The sequence below is a fragment of the Pseudomonas sp. Colony2 genome, from assembly GCF_019382755.1.
GTDB lineage: Bacteria > Pseudomonadota > Gammaproteobacteria > Pseudomonadales > Pseudomonadaceae > Aquipseudomonas.
Genome location: NZ_CP080030.1, coordinates 7,105,670 through 7,123,020, shown reverse-complemented (window position 1 = coordinate 7,123,020; position 17,351 = coordinate 7,105,670). Strand labels below are relative to the sequence as shown.

The 17,351-nt window shown below is 62.9% G+C and carries 12 protein-coding genes; 3 read left to right on the top strand and 9 right to left on the bottom strand.

What is annotated here, in order from left to right; all coding sequences use genetic code 11:
- Window positions 1-143 precede the first annotated feature (143 nt).
- Together JV201_RS29355 and JV201_RS29350 are read left to right on the top strand one after the other, a co-directional pair.
- Complete coding sequence (locus tag JV201_RS29355) at window positions 144-725, top strand: LemA family protein (RefSeq protein WP_003213535.1); 582 nt, start codon at window positions 144-146, stop codon at window positions 723-725.
- Window positions 722-1,888: a hypothetical protein gene (locus JV201_RS29350; RefSeq protein ID WP_219406335.1), complete on the top strand. Its 1,167-nt coding sequence runs from the start codon at window positions 722-724 to the stop codon at window positions 1,886-1,888. Before JV201_RS29355 ends, JV201_RS29350 begins: the two co-directional genes overlap by 4 nt.
- On the opposite strand, the gene pbpC is transcribed toward JV201_RS29350, so the two are convergent.
- The 3 genes from pbpC to JV201_RS29335 form a co-directional block, all read right to left on the bottom strand.
- Window positions 1,889-4,186: a penicillin-binding protein 1C gene (pbpC, locus tag JV201_RS29345; RefSeq protein WP_032899911.1), complete on the bottom strand. Its 2,298-nt coding sequence runs from the start codon at window positions 4,184-4,186 to the stop codon at window positions 1,889-1,891.
- On the bottom strand, window positions 4,167-10,010 hold the full coding sequence (locus tag JV201_RS29340; RefSeq protein WP_219406334.1) for an alpha-2-macroglobulin: 5,844 nt from the start codon (window positions 10,008-10,010) through the stop codon (window positions 4,167-4,169). The genes pbpC and JV201_RS29340 overlap by 20 nt, the downstream gene beginning before the upstream one ends.
- Before the next feature lie 79 nt (window positions 10,011-10,089).
- A complete protein-coding gene (locus JV201_RS29335; RefSeq protein WP_177009026.1) occupies window positions 10,090-10,719 on the bottom strand; it encodes a LysE family translocator in 630 nt (209 codons plus the stop codon).
- Between the two features lie 145 nt (window positions 10,720-10,864).
- Between JV201_RS29335 and JV201_RS29330 the strand changes: the two genes are divergently transcribed.
- The gene (locus JV201_RS29330; protein WP_032899927.1) at window positions 10,865-11,338 is read left to right on the top strand and encodes an Lrp/AsnC family transcriptional regulator; all 474 of its coding nucleotides are present in this window, start codon (window positions 10,865-10,867) and stop codon (window positions 11,336-11,338) included.
- A 254-nt stretch (window positions 11,339-11,592) separates the two neighbouring features.
- On the opposite strand, the gene JV201_RS29325 is transcribed toward JV201_RS29330, so the two are convergent.
- From JV201_RS29325 to JV201_RS29300, 6 genes are read right to left on the bottom strand one after another with little or no spacing between them, the layout of a single operon-like run.
- On the bottom strand, window positions 11,593-12,525 hold the full coding sequence (locus JV201_RS29325; RefSeq protein WP_003213523.1) for a phosphatidate cytidylyltransferase: 933 nt from the start codon (window positions 12,523-12,525) through the stop codon (window positions 11,593-11,595).
- Window position 12,526: 1 nt separating this feature from the next.
- Window positions 12,527-13,147, bottom strand: coding sequence for a 1-acyl-sn-glycerol-3-phosphate acyltransferase (locus JV201_RS29320; protein ID WP_003213522.1), 621 nt, complete (start codon window positions 13,145-13,147; stop codon window positions 12,527-12,529).
- A 9-nt stretch (window positions 13,148-13,156) separates the two neighbouring features.
- Entirely contained in the window at window positions 13,157-13,600 is a 444-nt protein-coding gene (locus tag JV201_RS29315; protein ID WP_003213520.1) for a hypothetical protein, read from the bottom strand.
- Entirely contained in the window at window positions 13,590-14,888 is a 1,299-nt protein-coding gene (locus JV201_RS29310; protein WP_219406333.1) for a phosphatase PAP2/dual specificity phosphatase family protein, read from the bottom strand. Before JV201_RS29310 ends, JV201_RS29315 begins: the two co-directional genes overlap by 11 nt.
- Window positions 14,889-14,891: 3 nt before the next feature.
- Entirely contained in the window at window positions 14,892-16,646 is a 1,755-nt protein-coding gene (locus tag JV201_RS29305) for a bifunctional alpha/beta hydrolase/class I SAM-dependent methyltransferase (RefSeq protein WP_003213517.1), read from the bottom strand.
- 10 nt (window positions 16,647-16,656) lie between these two features.
- Window positions 16,657-17,280 carry a CDP-alcohol phosphatidyltransferase family protein gene (locus tag JV201_RS29300; protein ID WP_003213515.1) on the bottom strand — a complete coding sequence of 208 codons (624 nt, stop codon included), beginning with the start codon at window positions 17,278-17,280 and terminating at the stop codon, window positions 16,657-16,659.
- Between the last annotated feature and the right edge of the window lie 71 nt (window positions 17,281-17,351).

Below are 17,351 nucleotides of genomic sequence, written 5' to 3'. Positions count from 1 at the left end.
CAACCCCCGTTCTTCGGGGGGTTTGCTTTTTCAGGCTACCGGATATCGGGTCTTGCCGTTTCTGTGGACTAATTCCGGGAGTATTCCCCTGCTTTACCCCTAGAATGCGCCCTGTGGATAACTAGCCAGGGAATGCCGCCGCCATGAACATCGAACTGCTGATCGCCGGTATCGTCGTGCTGATCATTGTCGTCGGCCTGGTCGGCTGGCTGGTGGGGGTCTACAACGGCCTGGTGATGCGCCGCAACGATGTGGATAAAGCCTTCGCCAACATCGACGTGCTGCTCAAGCAGCGGGCAGACCAGATTCCCGACCTGATGCGCGTGGTGCAAACCGCCATGAACCATGAGAACGCGCTGTTCACCCGCCTCAGCGACGCCCGCACCGCGTACCTCAACGCCAGCAGCCTCACCGATAAAGTCGATGCCTCCAACCAGCTCAATACGGCGCTCAAGTCGGTGATTGCAGTGGCCGAGAATTATCCGACGCTGATCTCCGGCCCCAACATGGTCGAGTTGCAGCAGGCGATCTCGGCGGTGGAGGAACGCATCGCCGACCGTCGCGAGTTCTTCAATGAGTCGGTCAACCTCTACAACATCGCCATCGCGATTTTTCCTGATCTGTTCTTCGCCAAGATGCTCGGCTATCAGCGCATTCCGCTGCTGGCCATCAGCGCCGAAGAAACCCGCTACGACGGCGTGAAGCTTGAGGTGCCGGGGGCATGAAAACCACCCAGGCAGGGGTTGTCACAAAAAAACCAGTGTGGAAAACCCTGGTGGCACTGGTCTTTCTCGCCGGCTTTATTGGCCTGATGGTCTACGCCCCGACGATCCTGGTGGCGCTGTTTTTTCCTGTGTGCATCCTGATCGGGCTGCTGGCCAGCTTCGGCCCCAATTTCTATCGCACCGAACAGCGCCTGGCCACCAGCCAGATACGCTCATTGGCCATGGGGCTGGTGGAGGTGAACGGCAAGGTGATCGTCGACTCGCCGCTGATCTCCCCGGTCCACGGCAAGCCTTGCGCGGGTTACGTGTGGGTCATCGAAGAAGGCACCAAAGACAAGGATGGCGATTGGAGCTGGAGCCAGGTCTCGGCCGAGGCTCGCTGCAATGACTTCCGCCTGCAGGACGCCACCGGTGAAGTGACAGTGATTGCCGAGGGTATCGACCTGTTCGGCAAGAAGCGCCCTGACGACCATGAATGGATCAGCAGCTCCCGCCGCCAGGGCGAACTGCTCCTCACCCAGGATATGCAGGTGATGCTGATTGGCGACGCCTGCGAGCGTGCGGGCAAGACGGTGATTGCCCAGGGCCGGCAACCTGACGCGGTGTTCGGCCTGGCCGAGACCAAGGATGTGGAAAACCGCCGTGTGCTGGCGCCGCTGTGGCGCGCCGGTGGTTTCTACGCGGTGGTGGTGGGTTTGATCGGCGTCGGCATCATGGCCATGACGCCGGAACATTTTGCCCAACTGCATTTGCCGGGCCCTGCCACCTACCAGCAAATGGCAGAGCTGAATCCCGCCTATCGGTTTCTGGCCTGGTTGTACCGTGACAATGGCTTCGTGATTCCTTTCATGGCCGCGTTTGGCTTCTTGCTGACGATGTTTGTGGTGTTGCTCGCGCTGCGGCTCTTGCTGCCCACGGGCATGCGCCTGGCGGTAGGCCGCGTGCTGGGCGCCTGGATGGGCCTGGGCATGGTGATTGGCGGCGTAGTGACCTTGCTGCTGGTGGTGGCCCAGGTGGACACCATGAAGGTGTTCCTGGTGTGGATGATGATTCTGCTGGGCACCCTGGTGTTTTCGATCTTTGAGCAACGCAAGCTAGGGGTGGCGTACAAGCATTTCGCAAAAGATGCCGGCACTGCCGGTTTAGGCGACGAGGACGCCTGATCAGGGTACAAACTCAACCTTCAAGCCTCGGCTGGCGCTGCGGCCCTGATCGTCAGTCACCCGCAACCGGTACTCCCCCGACTTACCCGGCCGCCAGTTCAGCGTGGTTTGCGGCGGGCCCTGGCCGATCAGGGTCTGGTCGGCGAACCAATACAGCGTCAGTGCATCACTGGCCGCGTTGGCGTTCAGCGGGATGCTTTCCTGGGGCTGGGACAGGCGCAGGTGGTAGCTGACCTGGGTCAGCGGCGAGCGAATCTGTGGCGCTTCGCTTTGATCGCCGACACGGTTGGGTTGGCAGCTTTTCTGCACATTGGGCGGCGTACGCCGGGGCAGCCCGGCGGCGCGGAACAGCCGCTGCACATCGCTGGGCCAGAACTCGAAGACTTCTTCACGGGTGTACTGCGGGTCGAACGGCGGGCACGCGGCCTTGCCGGTGCGGGTGTCGATCAGCACCGGGCGGTGCAGGTTGGACACCCGAATCGGTGACACTCCGGGGATGTACCAGGTCTTGCGGGTACGTGGGCACCAACGGTTGGGCAAGTCACCAGAGGCCGCGCAGACGTCGATGCGGATCAGCCCGGCGGGCGGCTTGTCGGGTTTGATCACCACATTGGGCAAGGCCAGCGGCAGGGCGTCGGCGATACGGAAGAACAACGGTGCCGCAGTTTTCGCACCGATAAACTCAGGATTCGGACGGCCATCGAAGTTGCCCACCCACACCACCAGCACGTACGGGCCTACGAGGCCGGCGCTCCATGCATCATGAAAACCCCATGACGTGCCGGTCTTCCAGGCCGTACGCCAGTGGCGCCCCGGCAGCCCGTCCGGGCGCGGGTTGCGCCGCAGCATGTCGCGCACCATAAACGCGGCCTGCGGCGTGAGCAGCTGGGCGCCAGTGGTTTGCGGCTGTTCCTGCAAATAGCGCAGCGGCCGCAAATGCCCGTCACCAGCCAGCATCACATACAGCCGCGCCAACTCTTCGGGCGTCATCTCGCCGCCGCCCAAGGCCAGCGCCAAGCCGTAATGGCTTTCGCCGCGCAGGCCCTTGATCCCGGCCCGTTGCAGCAATCCGTAGAGTGACGGCGAGCGGGTTTGGCTGGCCAGCCAGACAGCCGGAATATTGCGGCTGCGAATCAGCGCGTCGCGGGCTGTCACCGGACCGACAAAACTGCCGTCGAAATTTTCCGGCTGGAAGTAGCCGAAGTTACTCGGCATGTCCTTGAGGATGCTCATGGGGTGGATCACCCCTTGGTCCAGCGCCAGCCCATACAGGAATGGCTTGAGGGTGGAGCCCGGCGAGCGCCGCGACAACACGCCGTTGACCTGGCCGTGGATGCTTGTGGATAAGTAGTCTGCCGAGCCCACCAGGGCTTTTACGCTCTGGTCGCGGCTGTCGATCAGGATCGCCGTGGCGTTTTCCACACCGCTGCTGCGGCGCTCGGCGATGAAGCCGGTGATCAGCCGTTCCAGCAATTGTTGCAGCGCCAGGTTGAGGGTGCTGTTCAACTCATTGCCGGTTTGCGAGGCCAGCAACTGTTCGCTCAGGTGCGGCGCGAGAAACGGGATCTGCTGGCGGTTGCGGGCTTCCAGCGGCAGGTCCAGCAAACTGTCGTTACGCGGGTCCTGTGGATAAGTTTCCCGCCAGTCGGCCATCAGCCGTTGCCGGGCGGTTTGCAGGGAAGGCCCAAAGCGCGCCCGACGACCCGGTTGCTGGGGAATCACGGCCAGCGCGAGGGCTTCAGACAAGGACAACTGCGCCGCTGACTTGCCAAAATAGATCCGGCTGGCCGCTTCGGCACCTTCGATATTGCCGCCCATGGGTGCCAGGTTGAGGTAGGCCTCAAGGATGTCGTGCTTGCTGTAACGCGCCTCCAGCCACAGTGCCAGGGCCATCTGCTGCAGCTTGCCGGGTACCTGGCGGGTATTGAGATCCCACAGGCGCCTGGCCAACTGCATGCTCAAGGTCGAGCCGCCTTGGCGCTGGCCGCCGCTATAGGTGGCCATGGCCGCCCGCAGCAACGCCGGGGGATTGATCCCCGGGTGCCAGTAGAAATTGCGGTCTTCCTTGAGCAGCAACGCCTCCACCAGTGACGGAGAAATCCGTTCCAGGGGAAGCCACAGGCGATATTGCCCGTCAGCCGCCAGGGTCATGCGCAGCAGCGAACCGTCATCGGCCAGCACCACCCGTGAGGAGGTGGCTGCCTGTTCCAGCGGCGCGTGGGGCCACAACCGTAGCCCCGCCAGAATCAACGCCGCTGCCAGCAGCGGCGTCAGGCTTTTAAGGCTTGGTAATTTCAAGCTGGCCTACTTTGCCGCGTCCTTGCAGGGTGGTTTCGTACATGCCCTCGGCGTAGGCCGGTGGCGTATTGAAGGTACCGGCGTTGGTGGCGCGCACGCGGTACACGAAGGTGCCTACATCCCGCAGCGCGGTGCCGTACAACACCACTCGGTCATCACGCACGTCGACGTAGTCCGGTTGCCAGTTGCTCAAGTCGGTCTCGCCAATCGGCGCCTGCCAGGCGTCGGCTTCTTCGGTGTCTTCGCCGGTTTCAACGTACTCCGAATCGTCGCCTTCGCTTTCCTCGGTGCTGGCCGCTTCCGGCTCCGGCGGCAAGTTATACACAGGCTCGACACCACCCGGCAGCAGGTCGACCACCGCCACTTGTTGCACCTGATCACGGTCGGTGGCGCGCAAGCGCAGGCGCACCAGGAACTCATCGCCTACCGCGACCTTGCTGACTGGATTGCCTTTGAGGTCGAGGTATTCGTGGATGATTTCCAGGCCGCTGTTGATCGGCTTGAGGTTGGCGCCCTTGTCATAGCCCGCTTCGCTCAGCATGTAGAACGCCGCCGGGCCGTCGGATTTTTCCATCTGCAGTTTTTGCGTAGCGGCAGGCACCGCCGCACGTGGCGGCTGGCCGGCCATCTGCAACAACTGTTGCTGCTTGTCGCTGAGCCATGCGGTGGCCTTGAGGGTCATGTCGCTTTGGGCGCGCTGGCCGTAATTGTCCAGGGCCCGCAGCAACAGTGCCGCCGACAGCGAGTTGTAGCGTTGCTCGTTGAGACGCTTGCCGAGTTTATCCAGCAGGCTTGTCGGCACATCGTCGAGCATTTCCGGGAAGTGCCGCGCGAGCAAATGCAGGTGCTCGGCGTCGTGCACCAGCGGGTCGTAATACAGGCCGTCGCTGTTCCATTTATCCGACAGGGAAAGCCACGGCACCTTGCGGAACAAGGTATCGGCCTGACGATCCTGCTTGAGCAGCTTGTAGCTGGCGGCCAGGTACGCCGCGCCAATGTCGTTCTGCCAGGTGTCCTTGAAGTAGCTTTCGTAGCGCTCGCGGATATCGCTCAAGGCGCCGCTCACCAGAATCCCCTGACGGCTCAGGAGGTAACTGGCGTAGGCGCGGTTGCGCAATTCCGACAGGCCTTCGCTCGGGCCGTTGGCCAGGTCGGTGAGGTACGCGTTGGAACGTTGCAGCAGGTCTTCCGGCACCGGCAGCCCGCGCTCCCTGGCTTCGATCAGGAAGTCGGTGGCGTACAGGCTGGCATACGGCGCCACATCCGGGTTGGCCGCCCACAAGCCGAAACCGCCGGCCTGGTTCTGCCGTTGACGCAGCATGCGCACCGCACCGCTGAAAGCCTGCTCGGCCTCCGGCGCGTTACCACCCCAGATCAACGCCGGCATGGCCTTGGACACCAATTGCTCGGTGCAGGCGTAGCCATAGTCATCCAGGTAATGCTTGAGGCCGTTGGCCCATACCAGCGGCGAAGCGGCGACGCCCAACTGCACATCGCGCAACTGGCTGAACAGCTCGCGGGTCGGTTTCAGCTCTTTGCTGGCGCTGTCGAAACGGCCCAGGCTCAGGGCCACCCGATGCTCGCTCAAGGGTCGGATCGACGTGGTTTCCGCCACCTGGATACGCTTGCCATCCGGCAGCACCGCGACGAAGCGCAAGTCGGCCGAGCCTAGGGTTTCCCCAACCTTGATCTTGAACTCGGCAACACCTTCCTTGCGCGGTTGCAGGGCCAGGGTGCTGGCCTTGTCGCCTTGCACCTGCAGGCCATCGCTGGTCTGCACTTCAAACTTCACGTCCGCCGCCGCGTCCAGGTTGCTGAACACCCCGGCGCTGACGCTGAACACATCCCCCGGTGCGACAAAGGCCGGCACGTTCGGCGTGATCACCAGCGGCCCGCGCACTTCGGTGTTGGCCTCGCTGACGCCCACGCTGTCGCTGTCCACGGCCACCGCAAACAGGTGCAGCTTGCCATTGAAGCTGTCCGGAACCTGGTAGTGCAGCACGGTTTCACCGGCCGGCAAGTCCACCAGGCCAGACCACCAGGCCACAGGCGGCTGATGTTTACGCTTGAACGGGTTGAGGTGGTTGGCCAGGGCGCCTTCCGTATCGCCACCCGGCGCTGCCCCACTGAGCAGGCGGCTGAATTCCGGCAGAATCAGGTCAAGAATCTGACTGGTACCGACCTCCAGCGCCCGCTTCTGGAAGAAGAAGCCCAACGGGTCCGGCGTCTGGTAGCGCGCCACTTGCAGGATGCCTTCGTCCACCGCGTAGACCACTGCGCGGCCAGGGCGGTCGGCGTTGACCTTGATATCCAGGGTCTGCCCCGGCTCGATCTTCGCCGGGCCTTCGACTTTCAGCGCCATGCGCCGCGCGTCGAGGTTGATACTGAACGGCACTACGCCGTAGGACAGCGGACTCATGTAGACCTCGGACGAACCAATGTCCCGTACGAACTGCACGTTGACGTAGGCATTGCCCTCAAGCCCCGCAGGAACGCGGATGTGTTGCACGCTGTTGGTGCTGTCGGCCTTGAACCACTGCTGGGTGTAGACCTTGTCCCGCTCGATGGTGATCAACCCGGCGCCGGTGTAAGGCGCGCGAATGCTGATGGCGATCTCATCACCGGTGGCGTAGCTGCGTTTATCCAGGCGCAGTTGCAGTTCGGCGTTGCGCTCCAGGGAGCGCGAGGTGTTGCCCCGGCCGGCGACGCTGTAGTCGATCTGGTTCAGCAGGTTGCCGTTGGCGTCCTTGAGTTGCAGGGTGAAATCGCCCGGGGTGCCGGTGTTCAGGGTTTGCTTGGCGCCGTCCTTGGTTATCACCAGCGGCGAGGCCGGCTGGCTGATGTTCTTGATGCGCGACTCGTATTTGTAGGTGCCGTTGGATTGCTTCACCAGCACCGAGACGTAGCGGTGCTCGACCACTTCACTGGTCAGGCCGTCGACTGCGACTGGCGTGAGGTCTGGCGCCACGGCCAGCCATTGCACTTCACGCGGAGCGTCCTTGGCGACGAAAGACAGCGAATCCTTGCTCTTCACACCCACCAGGTACGGCGCCGCCGACACCAGCAATGCGCTTTGTGCGGCGACGTTGCGACCGCCTTCGGCTTCGTACACCTGGGTCATCACTTGCAGGCGGTAGGTGCTGTTGGCGAAGCGTTGCAGGTTCAGGTCCAGCACCGCCTGGCCACTGTCGTCGACGGTGGTTTCGGCCAGGTCTTCGGAGCTGGCTTCTTCCAGCGAGTCATTCAGGCGGAAGCGGTAATCCGGGTAGCGATCAAAGGCCGCGAGCGTCGGGCTCAGGGACATTTTCGCCGTGACGCGGCGACCCGCCGCCGGAGCGCCGAACAAGTGCATCGCGGTGACCTTGGCCACCACCTGGTCCGGCGGGATCCAGCCCAGCACCGGTGTATCGTGCAGGCTCAGGCTGACTTTCATCCGGTCCGGTTCAAAGTCGCGGACCTTGAAGCTGACGCTGCCCAGATCGGTACGACGCTGCTTCTCACCGATCAGTTGCAGGGTCGCGGTGTAATCGCCGGATGGCGCTACTTCGCTGCTTGGGAAATCGAAGGTTTCAAAACCGCTGGCCGACAGTTTCAACGGCTGGCGAATCACCTCAAGGCCACGGGGGTCGGTGATCTGCAACTCAACCGGCAGGCCTTGCAGGGCGCCTTTCCAGTCGCCGCTGCGCACGATCATGCCCAGGTGCGCGGTCTCGCCGGGCCGGTACAGGCCGCGATCGGTAAACAGGTAGGCGCTGAGGCGATTGATCGCACCGTCCTCTTCCAGGCCGCCTACATCAAAGCGTGACAAATCCAGCTGTTGCGACTGACGGGCAATCGGCAGGAAGGATTGGTCATTGCCGCGACTGACCACATACATCAACGGCGTTTTCTCACGGCGCAATTCATCCAGCTTGGCGAAGTGCGCGTGACCTTCGGCGTCGGTATGGCCGCTGGCGACCGGCAAACCGTTGCGGCCGATGATATCGACCTGGGCGTCGGACACCGGCGAGCCGTTGCCGATGGACTGCACGTACACATCGTGGCTGCCATCACTGGAGCGCTTGGCGATGATGCCCAAGTCGGTGACCACGATGAAACGCAGGTCGCTGGTGGTGTTGCGCGAGTAGTCGAAGGTGCGATCAGCCGGGTCGTCCTGCGGGCTCAGCTTGAGCACAAAAATCCCCCGGCGGCCGCCGTTGGCCGTCAGGTAGCTGCTCAGGTCGACATTGTCGTAGACGGTTTTCGACGGGTCGCCAGCCGACAGCGGAATGTCCAGGCTCTGACGCTCCACCATCCGGTCGAAGTAGTCATTGGCAAAATTCGGTCGGGCAAAGCTGCCGCTGCTCTGGTCCACCAGGTGTTGCAACTGGTTGGGCAGCAGGCGCGCGATTTCCACATGGGCGCCGGGTACGCCACGGGCCATGAAGCCCAGGCGTTTTTCGCCGGTGAGGCTGAGCAGGGCGCCGTCGGACAGGAACTGCAGCGTGCGTGGATAAGCCGGCATGCTCACGAGAGAGGCTGTCGGATTTTTCGCCAGGTAGCCGCCGATGGCTTCCAGGTTGGCCGGCACCCGCACATACAGGGCGCGGCCCGGCGGGGCCTTGAACTTGAAGGCGTGCAGGGTATTCAGCGGTTCGACGCTCGGCACGTGGGTCAGCTTGACCTTGGTGCTGCTGGCCAGCAGTTTGTCGTCGATGTCTTGCAGGTTCCAGGGGCGGGTATCGTCCTCGGCTTTTTCCGGCAGCATCCAGGCCTGCACCTTGTTGGCGATGGTCTCGTCGGCCACGGCGCTGGAACTGCTGAACATCAACACCGGCTCGGGTTCGCCGCGCTCGTTGTCGACAAAGCTGACTTCGGCGCCGGTAAAGGTCAGGCGATAGCGGCCGGGCACGGTGACTTCGGCCACCAGCGGCGCCGAGCTGGGATTGCCGCCATCACGGGCCTTGAGGCCTTCATCGAGCTTGGCGCTGACCGGGGTGCTTTCCAGTGGGGTGGCCAGGGCGGCAGAGCGCACAAAGGCGTTGAGCTTGTGTTCGTCGAAGGTGATTTCCGGGCGATTGGGCAGTTGCGCATCGCGGTAGGCCAAGCCTTTGCCGAGGGCGACCGAGGCACGTTTGCGTACGCTGTCTTCGTCTACCGGGTGGGAAAAGTGGAAGGTCGCTACCAGCTGTTTTTGCGTCGGGTTGCTCGGGTCCTGGTACAGCTCGTTTTGCGTCAAGGTGGCGCGGAACGGCTGGGTGGAGAATTGGCTGGTGTATTGGCTGAGCAGTACGCCGTCGGCCAACAGGGTTTTCTTGGCCAGGTCGATGGTGTAGTGGGCGTCGACGGGCCAGTCTTTTTCCGGGGTGAACACCAGGCTGCGGTCATCCGCCCAGCGCCAGGCGCCGGCGATGGCAGGCTTGAGGGTGATGCCTTCGGTGACCGGCTTGCCGATGGCCGCCAGCGGGGCCACGGATTCGGCGAAGCGTACCTGCAAGTTATCCACAACCGGTTGCGGCTGGGTGTAATCCGTCAGGTTGGGCTTGTGCAGCGAATAACCCACGGTGTGGGGCTGTGGCAGGTGGGAATACCAGTGCCAGCCGTAAAAGCCCGCGGCCAGCACGAGTACCAGGGCCAGCGCGCCGCCCGCAGCCTGGCGCGGATAAGCCCGGGCCTTGTGGCCGACGTTGACCAGGCCGTTGCCTGTGGCTTGCAGCCAGCGCGGCGGCTGCCACTGGCCGAACAGGCTGCGCGCCAGCCATCGAACGGCGCTGAACAGAACACTCACCACTGAGATCAAGGCCCCGAAAAAACGGCGGCTGGTCGCTTTTAACGAATCAAACATGGTGAGCATCCCTGGCAATGTGTCGCGTATCTTACACGTCTCTTTGATACAAAAGATGACGGCAAATGCGCCGCAAAGCTCAGGCTTGCTGTACGAAGGTGAGGCGTATCGCAAAACCGATCAAAAGACTGCCAAACAGCCATTGCTGAAGGCGCTGGGCGGACGGGCTGCGTTCCAGCCAGCGGCCGATTCTTGCGCCGGCCAATCCATAGCAACTGTCGAATCCCAGGCCGACCGCCACCAGAATCGCCCCCAACAGCGCAAACTGCGCAGTCACCGATGCGCCATGTGGATCAATGAATTGCGGCAGCAGCACGGAGCAGAACAGCAGCGCCTTGGGGTTGAGCAGGTTGGTCAGCAAACCCCGCTGGAAGGCTTCGCGCCAGGCATGCGCCGGCGCCGTGCTGTGCTCGGCGTTCAGGTTGGGCAGCAGGTTTGAGCGCAGGCACTGCACGCCGATCCACAGCAGATACGCCGCACCGCCCAGGCGCACCACATCGAAGGTCCAGGGTGCGACCTTGAACAGGGTCGCCAGGCCCATCCCCGCCAGCGCCACGTGGCAGGCTCGCGCCAGGCCCAAGCCGCCTGCGGTTGCCAGTGCCATCGCCTTGCCCTGGCGGGCGCCGGTTTGCAGCAGCAGGATCATGTCCGGGCCGGGCAGCAGGTACACCACTGCCAACGCGACTAAAAACAACCAGAGTTCTGCCATGTGCCTGCCCCTTGCGGTAGGTGATTCGTAGGGCAATTTTAGGGGCGAAGGCCGGGGCAGGTGCTTGCGTAGTCAGATGGAAAAGCGTCTAGTCTTGGCACAATCTGCCACTTTTTTCGGGCGAAACATTTCACTTATGCCAAATCTGAAGCTGGACGCATTTGACCGCAAGATTCTTGAAGCCCTGCAACGGGATGGCCGGCTGAGCAACGTGCAACTGGCGGACGAGATTGGCCTGTCGGCCTCGCCCTGCTTGCGGCGTGTGCGGCTGCTGGAAGAGGCCGGGGTGATTCGTGGTTATCAGGCAAGCCTGGACCGGGATGAAGTCGGGTTGGGGCTGACGGTGTTTGTCGGGGTGAAAGTGGAGCGGCATAACGACGAACAGGCGGAGGCGTTTCGGTTGGCGGTGACGGCGCTGCCCCAGGTGATTTCGGCGTTTCTGGTGTCGGGGGAGTCGGATTTTCTGCTGCAAGTGGTGGTGCCGGACTTGCGCGGGTATGAACGGTTCCTGACCGGGAGCTTGTTGAAGTTGCCGGGGGTGAGTGATATCCGCAGCAACTTCGCGATTCAGACGGTGAAGACGCCCGGGGCATTGCCGCTGAGTCACCTTCCCGGCTAGATCGTTCCTATGCTCCGCGTGGGAATGCCGCCCTGGACGCTCCGCGTCCGCTCTAAAGTCGTGACGCGGAGCGTCACCGGATGCATTGCCACGCAGAGCGTGGGAACGATCAGATAAKGACGCTTGTTGTGGCGCGGGAGCTTGCTCCCGCTGGGCTGCGTAGCGGCCCCAAAATCCTGGGAGCGCTGCGCACTCCAGCGGGAGCAAGCTCCCTCGCCACTGGGGTTGTGTGGATTTGGGGAGGGAGGTGGTCGTCAGGTCCACCAGTAGCGCACGAGATGAAAGAAGATCGGCGCGGCAAAACACACCGAATCCAGCCGATCCAGCATCCCGCCGTGCCCTTCGATCATGTGCCCCCAATCCTTCACGCCCCGGTCGCGCTTGATCGCCGACATCACAATCCCGCCCGCAAACCCCAGCAGGTTGATCAACAGCGCAATCAGGAACGACTGCCAGGGATTGAACGGCGTGGTCCACCACAGCGCCGCGCCGATCAGGGATGACAGCAGGATCCCGCCGACAAACCCTTCCACGGTTTTCGATGGCGACAAGTTGGGCGCGATCTTGTGTTTGCCGAACAGCTTCCCGCACACGTACTGCAACACGTCCGACAGTTGCACCACGATCACCAGGTAGGCAATCAGCAGCAGGTTGCGGCCTTCGTAGCCCACGATATCCAGGGTCAGCAGCGCCGGCACGAAGGACACACAGAACACCGCGATCATCAGCCCCCATTGCACTTTCGATGCCCGTTCCAGGAAGTGCGTGCTGTCGCCGCCCAATGACGCGAGGATCGGCAACAGCAGGAACACGTACACCGGGATGAAGATCGAGAACAGCCCGTACCAGTCGAAGTAGATCAGCAGGTATTGCAGTGGCAGCGCCAGGTAGAAGGCCGCCACCAGCGCCGGGTAATCGCTTCGCCGGGTGGGTGTGAGCGTGAGGAATTCCCGCAGCGCATAGAACGACACGGCGTAAAACAGCAGGATCACCGCGCCGGTGCCGAGCCAGAACGCAATGCCAATCACCACCACCATCACCCACCACGCATTGATGCGGGCGTTGAGGTTGTCGATCACCGCGTTGGGTGTGCCACGGGTGCGCAGTTTGAGGATCAGGCCGATCAGCGAGGCGAGCACGAGGATCGCGCCGATCCCGCCGAACAACATCAGGGTTTGGCTATCCATCTCAGGAATGCTCCGGGGCAAGGGCGAGCAAGGCGTCGCGGGTGCGGGCGAGGAACAGCGCCTTGTCTTCGCCGTCCTCCAGTTGCAGCGGTGCGCCGAAGCTGGTGGTGCACAGTAAGGGCAGCGGCAGCACACGGCCCTTGGGCATGACCCGGTTGAGGTTGGCGATCCACACCGGGATCAATTCGGCTTGTGGATAACTCTTGGCCAGGTGATACAGCCCGCTTTTGAACGGCAACAGGCCGTCTTCCAGGTTGCGCGTGCCCTCGGGAAAGATGATCAGCGAGTCGCCGTTTTCCAAGGCCTGAAGCATCGGCGCCAGAGGGTTATCCACAGGGTCCTTGCGCTCGCGGTCGATCAGCACGCCGTTGAACACCCGGTTGATGATGTAGCGGCGCAGGGCGCTGGTGTTCCAGTAGTCGCTGCCGGCCACCGGGCGGGTGAATTTACGCAGGTTCTGCGGCAACGAGGCCCACAGCAGCACGAAATCGCCGTGGCTGCTGTGGTTGGCGTAGTAGATGCGTTGCACCGGCACCGGCGCGCAGCCAAGCCACAGGCTGCGGGCGCCGGTGACGGTGCGGGCCATGGAGGTAATCAGGGTGGCGACCACGGGTTCGAACATGAGGATTCCTTATCCGGCGAAGGGCAGCCAGGGGCTGGCCAGGATGACGGCCACGGTCAGCAGCACTTGCGCCGCCAGCAGGTAGGCTTGCTTGCGCAACAGTTTCAGGGCGCCGCGACGGCGCTCGGTCCAGGGGCGGCCTGCGCGTTTGGCGGATTGCAGGCCAAGGGTTTGCATGGCCTGGTCGAAGTCGGGCGTGCGGTCGGTGTCGCGGGCGAGCAGGGCGAACAGGTCGGCGTCGAAGGCCACCCGCAGCGCCCAATATTTTTCCAGCAGCCCGAGCACAATCATCCACAGGCTGAGGATCAGGCAGACCGGCGTGATGCTGGCCATCAGCAGTTGAGCGAGGCCGAACAGTACGCCGAGCAAGGTCAGGCCTGTGGATAACTGATCCAGGGAACGGCCCCGCCGCAGCAGGCTGGCGACGACCTGTAATTCCATATCAGCGGGCATGGGCTAAACCCTCCAGGGCTTCACGGTGCGCGGAATGCAGGACCACACGTGGGCGTGCTGTACGAATAATAGCCACCGCCTCGTCGACATTGCCTGCGCGCCCGGTATGTAGCAGCCATGCAGCCACGGCGGTGGCGCTGCGTGAGTAACTGAGGGCGCAGCACACCAGCAAGGGTCCGGCTGAGCGTAGCCGCTCTATCGCTTGGGCGGCTTCCACGCATTGCGCTGCAGTGGGCGCCGTCAGGTCGAGCACTGGCAGGCTGTAGTAGGCGCGACCCTGTGGATTAATCGGCAATTCGGCGCACAGATCGACCACCGCCTTGAATGATCCCAGCTCACCGCTGGTGGGAATTCGCCCCAGCCAAACGTTATCCACAACCTGATCGGGCTGTGGATGTCTACGTGTCCACAGGCGGGAATTGATCCAGGCGGCCACCAGATAAGGCGCCAACAACCAGCGCGCCGCCGGAGTGAGTCGTCCGTCGGCGCGTTTCTGAAATCCCGCAACGCCCAGTACCAGGTAATTCGCCTTCATCAAGCCAAGGGATACCGCCGGCCAAAGCAGCCACAACCAGCCGCCGCCAAGGGAAAACGCCAGGATCAAACACACCAGCGACCCGAAGCCATAGCGCAACCCCAGCCGCCAACGCTGGCGGTCCCTGGTCAGCTGGGCATTCAGCAGCGGGCTCGGATGTTCCAGCGGCCACAGCCACACGCACATCCAGCCGGCAAGGGCGCCTGTGGGTAAGTCAATAAAGTGATGTTGATAAGTGGTCAGCACCGAAAGGCCGATCAACGCGAACCAGCCATGCACCAGCCAGCGCCACAGGCCCTGGCTATGCCGCTGATACATTATCCACAGCACCACCAGCAGCGCGATGTGCAATGACGGCGCCTGGTTGAACGGCTTGTCGAACCCGGCGAGTACCGCAAACAGCCAGCCAAACACGCCGTCCAGCTCCGGTCTTTCGAAGGTGAAACGCAAGGGCCAGATCAGGAAGCAGGTGACGGCAATCACTTGGGCCGTCAGCAGGCGCAAGGCATGTTGTTTCAGTTCATGGCGGGTGCTTGGCAGTAACAGGGAGAAACCGTAGAGCAGGTCGATCGACCAGTAGGGCACGATGGTCCAGGCCCAGAACGGGATATGGGTTTCCCAGCCGAACACCATCGTGCCCACGTCGCTGCGCTGGCTGGTGACCCACGTGGCAAAGCCGTAGGTGCTGAAAAACAGCGGCGCCAACAGCAGCAGCCACAGCACCGCCGGTTTCAACAGGCCCGGTTCACGCATGGGTCAGGCTCGCTGTGCCAGGGACACGCTGAAAATCCCCCACTCATCCACACGCTGGGTGATCTTGCGGAAACCGGCGGCTGCCACCAGTTGATCCATTTCCGCCTGGCTGCGCCGGCGCATTACCCAGGCCTGGCCCTGGCGGTGGCTGGTGAGGGCGCGGGCGATCAGTTCCAGTTGCGGGTGCCACGGTTGGCCGGTGTACACCAGATAACCACCTGGCTCCACGGCTTCGGCCAAGCCGGCGAGCGAGCCACCGACCATCGCGTTATCCGCGAACAGTTCATATAGCCCGGACACCACCGCCAGCGTCGGCTTGGGTTCCAGCGCCGCAAGGTCCGCCCGGTCAAACGCATCGCCTTTGACGAACTGGGCGATATCCCCCAGCCCTTTTTCACGAATCAGCGCGCCACCGTCGCGCACGTTGATATCGCTGTAGTCCCGCAGCAGGATCGATTCCGGCAACGGCGAAACGCCCTGCAAGGCTTCCAGAATGTACCGACCATGCCCGGCGGCGATGTCGACGATGCGCACTTCCCGCTGCTCGTCCCGCAGCTTGGCCATCGCCAGGCGCAGCAGTTCTTCCACGTTCAACTTGCGCTGACGAATACCGCGCCAGCCGATGGAGTTCAGGTAGTTGGTGTCGATCATCCGCCCCAGCCCGCCTTTGCCGGTGGGTTTGTTGCGGTATACGTAGTCCAGGGTGCTGCCGGAGTCGAAGCCGGTGTCGAAACCGAGCTTCACGCCATCCGACAGTTTGCTGCCCAGGCCCATGCTGGCGCGGGTCATGCGCCAGTACAGGTCGCGCAGGGAGTTGCGTGGCAACGGCGCGGCGAGGGACTCGGATTCGGCGCAGGTCAGGCCAATCCTGTCGGCATCCAGCAAGGAGGCGCGGTCCAGCGGGTGTTCGAAGTTCTGCAGGATAAAGCGCCGGGCGCTGCTCAAGGCCACGGCACGATCACGTTCACCGAGGGTGTCGTGGAAGAAGCCGGGGAGGATGTGCAGCTCTTTCTTCAAGCTGCCGAGGCGGTCGAAAAACTGCTGCTGGGGTTTGCGGTGCACCACAAAGTCCGAGCCGGAGATCAGCAGTTGGGTCGGTACCTGAATTGCCTGGGCATCGGCTACAACCCGGTCGGCCGCTTCGTACAGGCCCAGCAGCACATTCACGGAAATGGCTTTGGTGATCAGCGGATCACTGTCGTAGGACGCCACGCGCTCCGGGTCATGGCTCAGGAACTTGGCCTTGACGTAGCTGTTGACGAAAAAGTTGCCGCGAAACTTGCGCATCAACGCCAGGCCCGGCCGGGCGAAGGGCACGTAAAGTTTGACCTTGAATGCGGGGGAGGCGAGTACCAGCGAGCGAATCTTCGGCGCGTAGTCGTGCACCCAGGTGGCCGCGATCACCGCGCCGACACTTTGGGCGATCACTGCGAGGTGTTCTTCCTCGATGTTGTAGGCGCTGCGGATATGGTCAACGAAAGTCTGCACGTCCCGCGCACTGGTGGCGAAGCTCGGGCTGTCGCCGCGCGCGCCGGGGGATTGGCCGTGGCCACGGGCGTCCCAGGCGAAGAAGTCGAACTCCGGCAGGTTCAGCTCGTCCACCAGGTGGGCGATACGACCGGAATGCTCGTGGCCGCGATGGAACAGCAAGATCGCCTTGCGCGGCGCAAAGCCCGCGGGTGCGGTGGCGGGCCAATGACGGTAGAAAAGCTCCACCCCGTCATGGGTGCTGAAGGTGTGCTCTTGCTGTTCACGCATCGCAAAATCCTTATGCAGAAGGGGAGGTGTTCGTTTCTTCTTTCAAGCCTTGGCGCACGCGGTTGACCAGGGTGTAGGCCAGCAACGCCGCGACCAGCCACATCACCGCTTCGACCCAACCGGCACCCAGCCAGCCCAGCGCTACGCCGGTGGCCAGCACCCCGAGCACAAATGCCCGATCGCTCTTGCCCATCGGGCCGTCGTAACGCCGGGAAGCCCCGACCATCGGCCCGAGCACGCCGGCGTATTCGCTGAACACCGCCAGCAGCGTCACCAGCAATACCGGCGCCAGGCTGACCTCGGGGATCAGCGCAAACGGCAGGATCAGTGCGCTGTCGGCGATCACGTCGCACAGTTCATTGAGGTAGGCGCCGAGTCGCGATTGCTGGCCGAACTCCCGGGCGAGCATGCCGTCGATGGCATTGAGGGCCATGCGCAGGATCATCCACAGCGGGATCAGCGCAAACAGCCACACATGTTGTGCGAAGCCGGCAATCAGCAATCCCACCAGCAGGGAAACCACCCCGGCCAGCACGGTGATCTGGTTGGCGGTGGTGCCGTTGTCGTAGAGGCGCTGCACCAGCGGGCGCAGCAGGTTCTGAAAACGCGGTTTAAGCTGATAGATCGAAATCATGGGGAGTGACGCTTCCTTGTCCGTAAGCCCGCGAAAAACTCTGGGGAGTGTGCCGATTTATCACCGCTGAA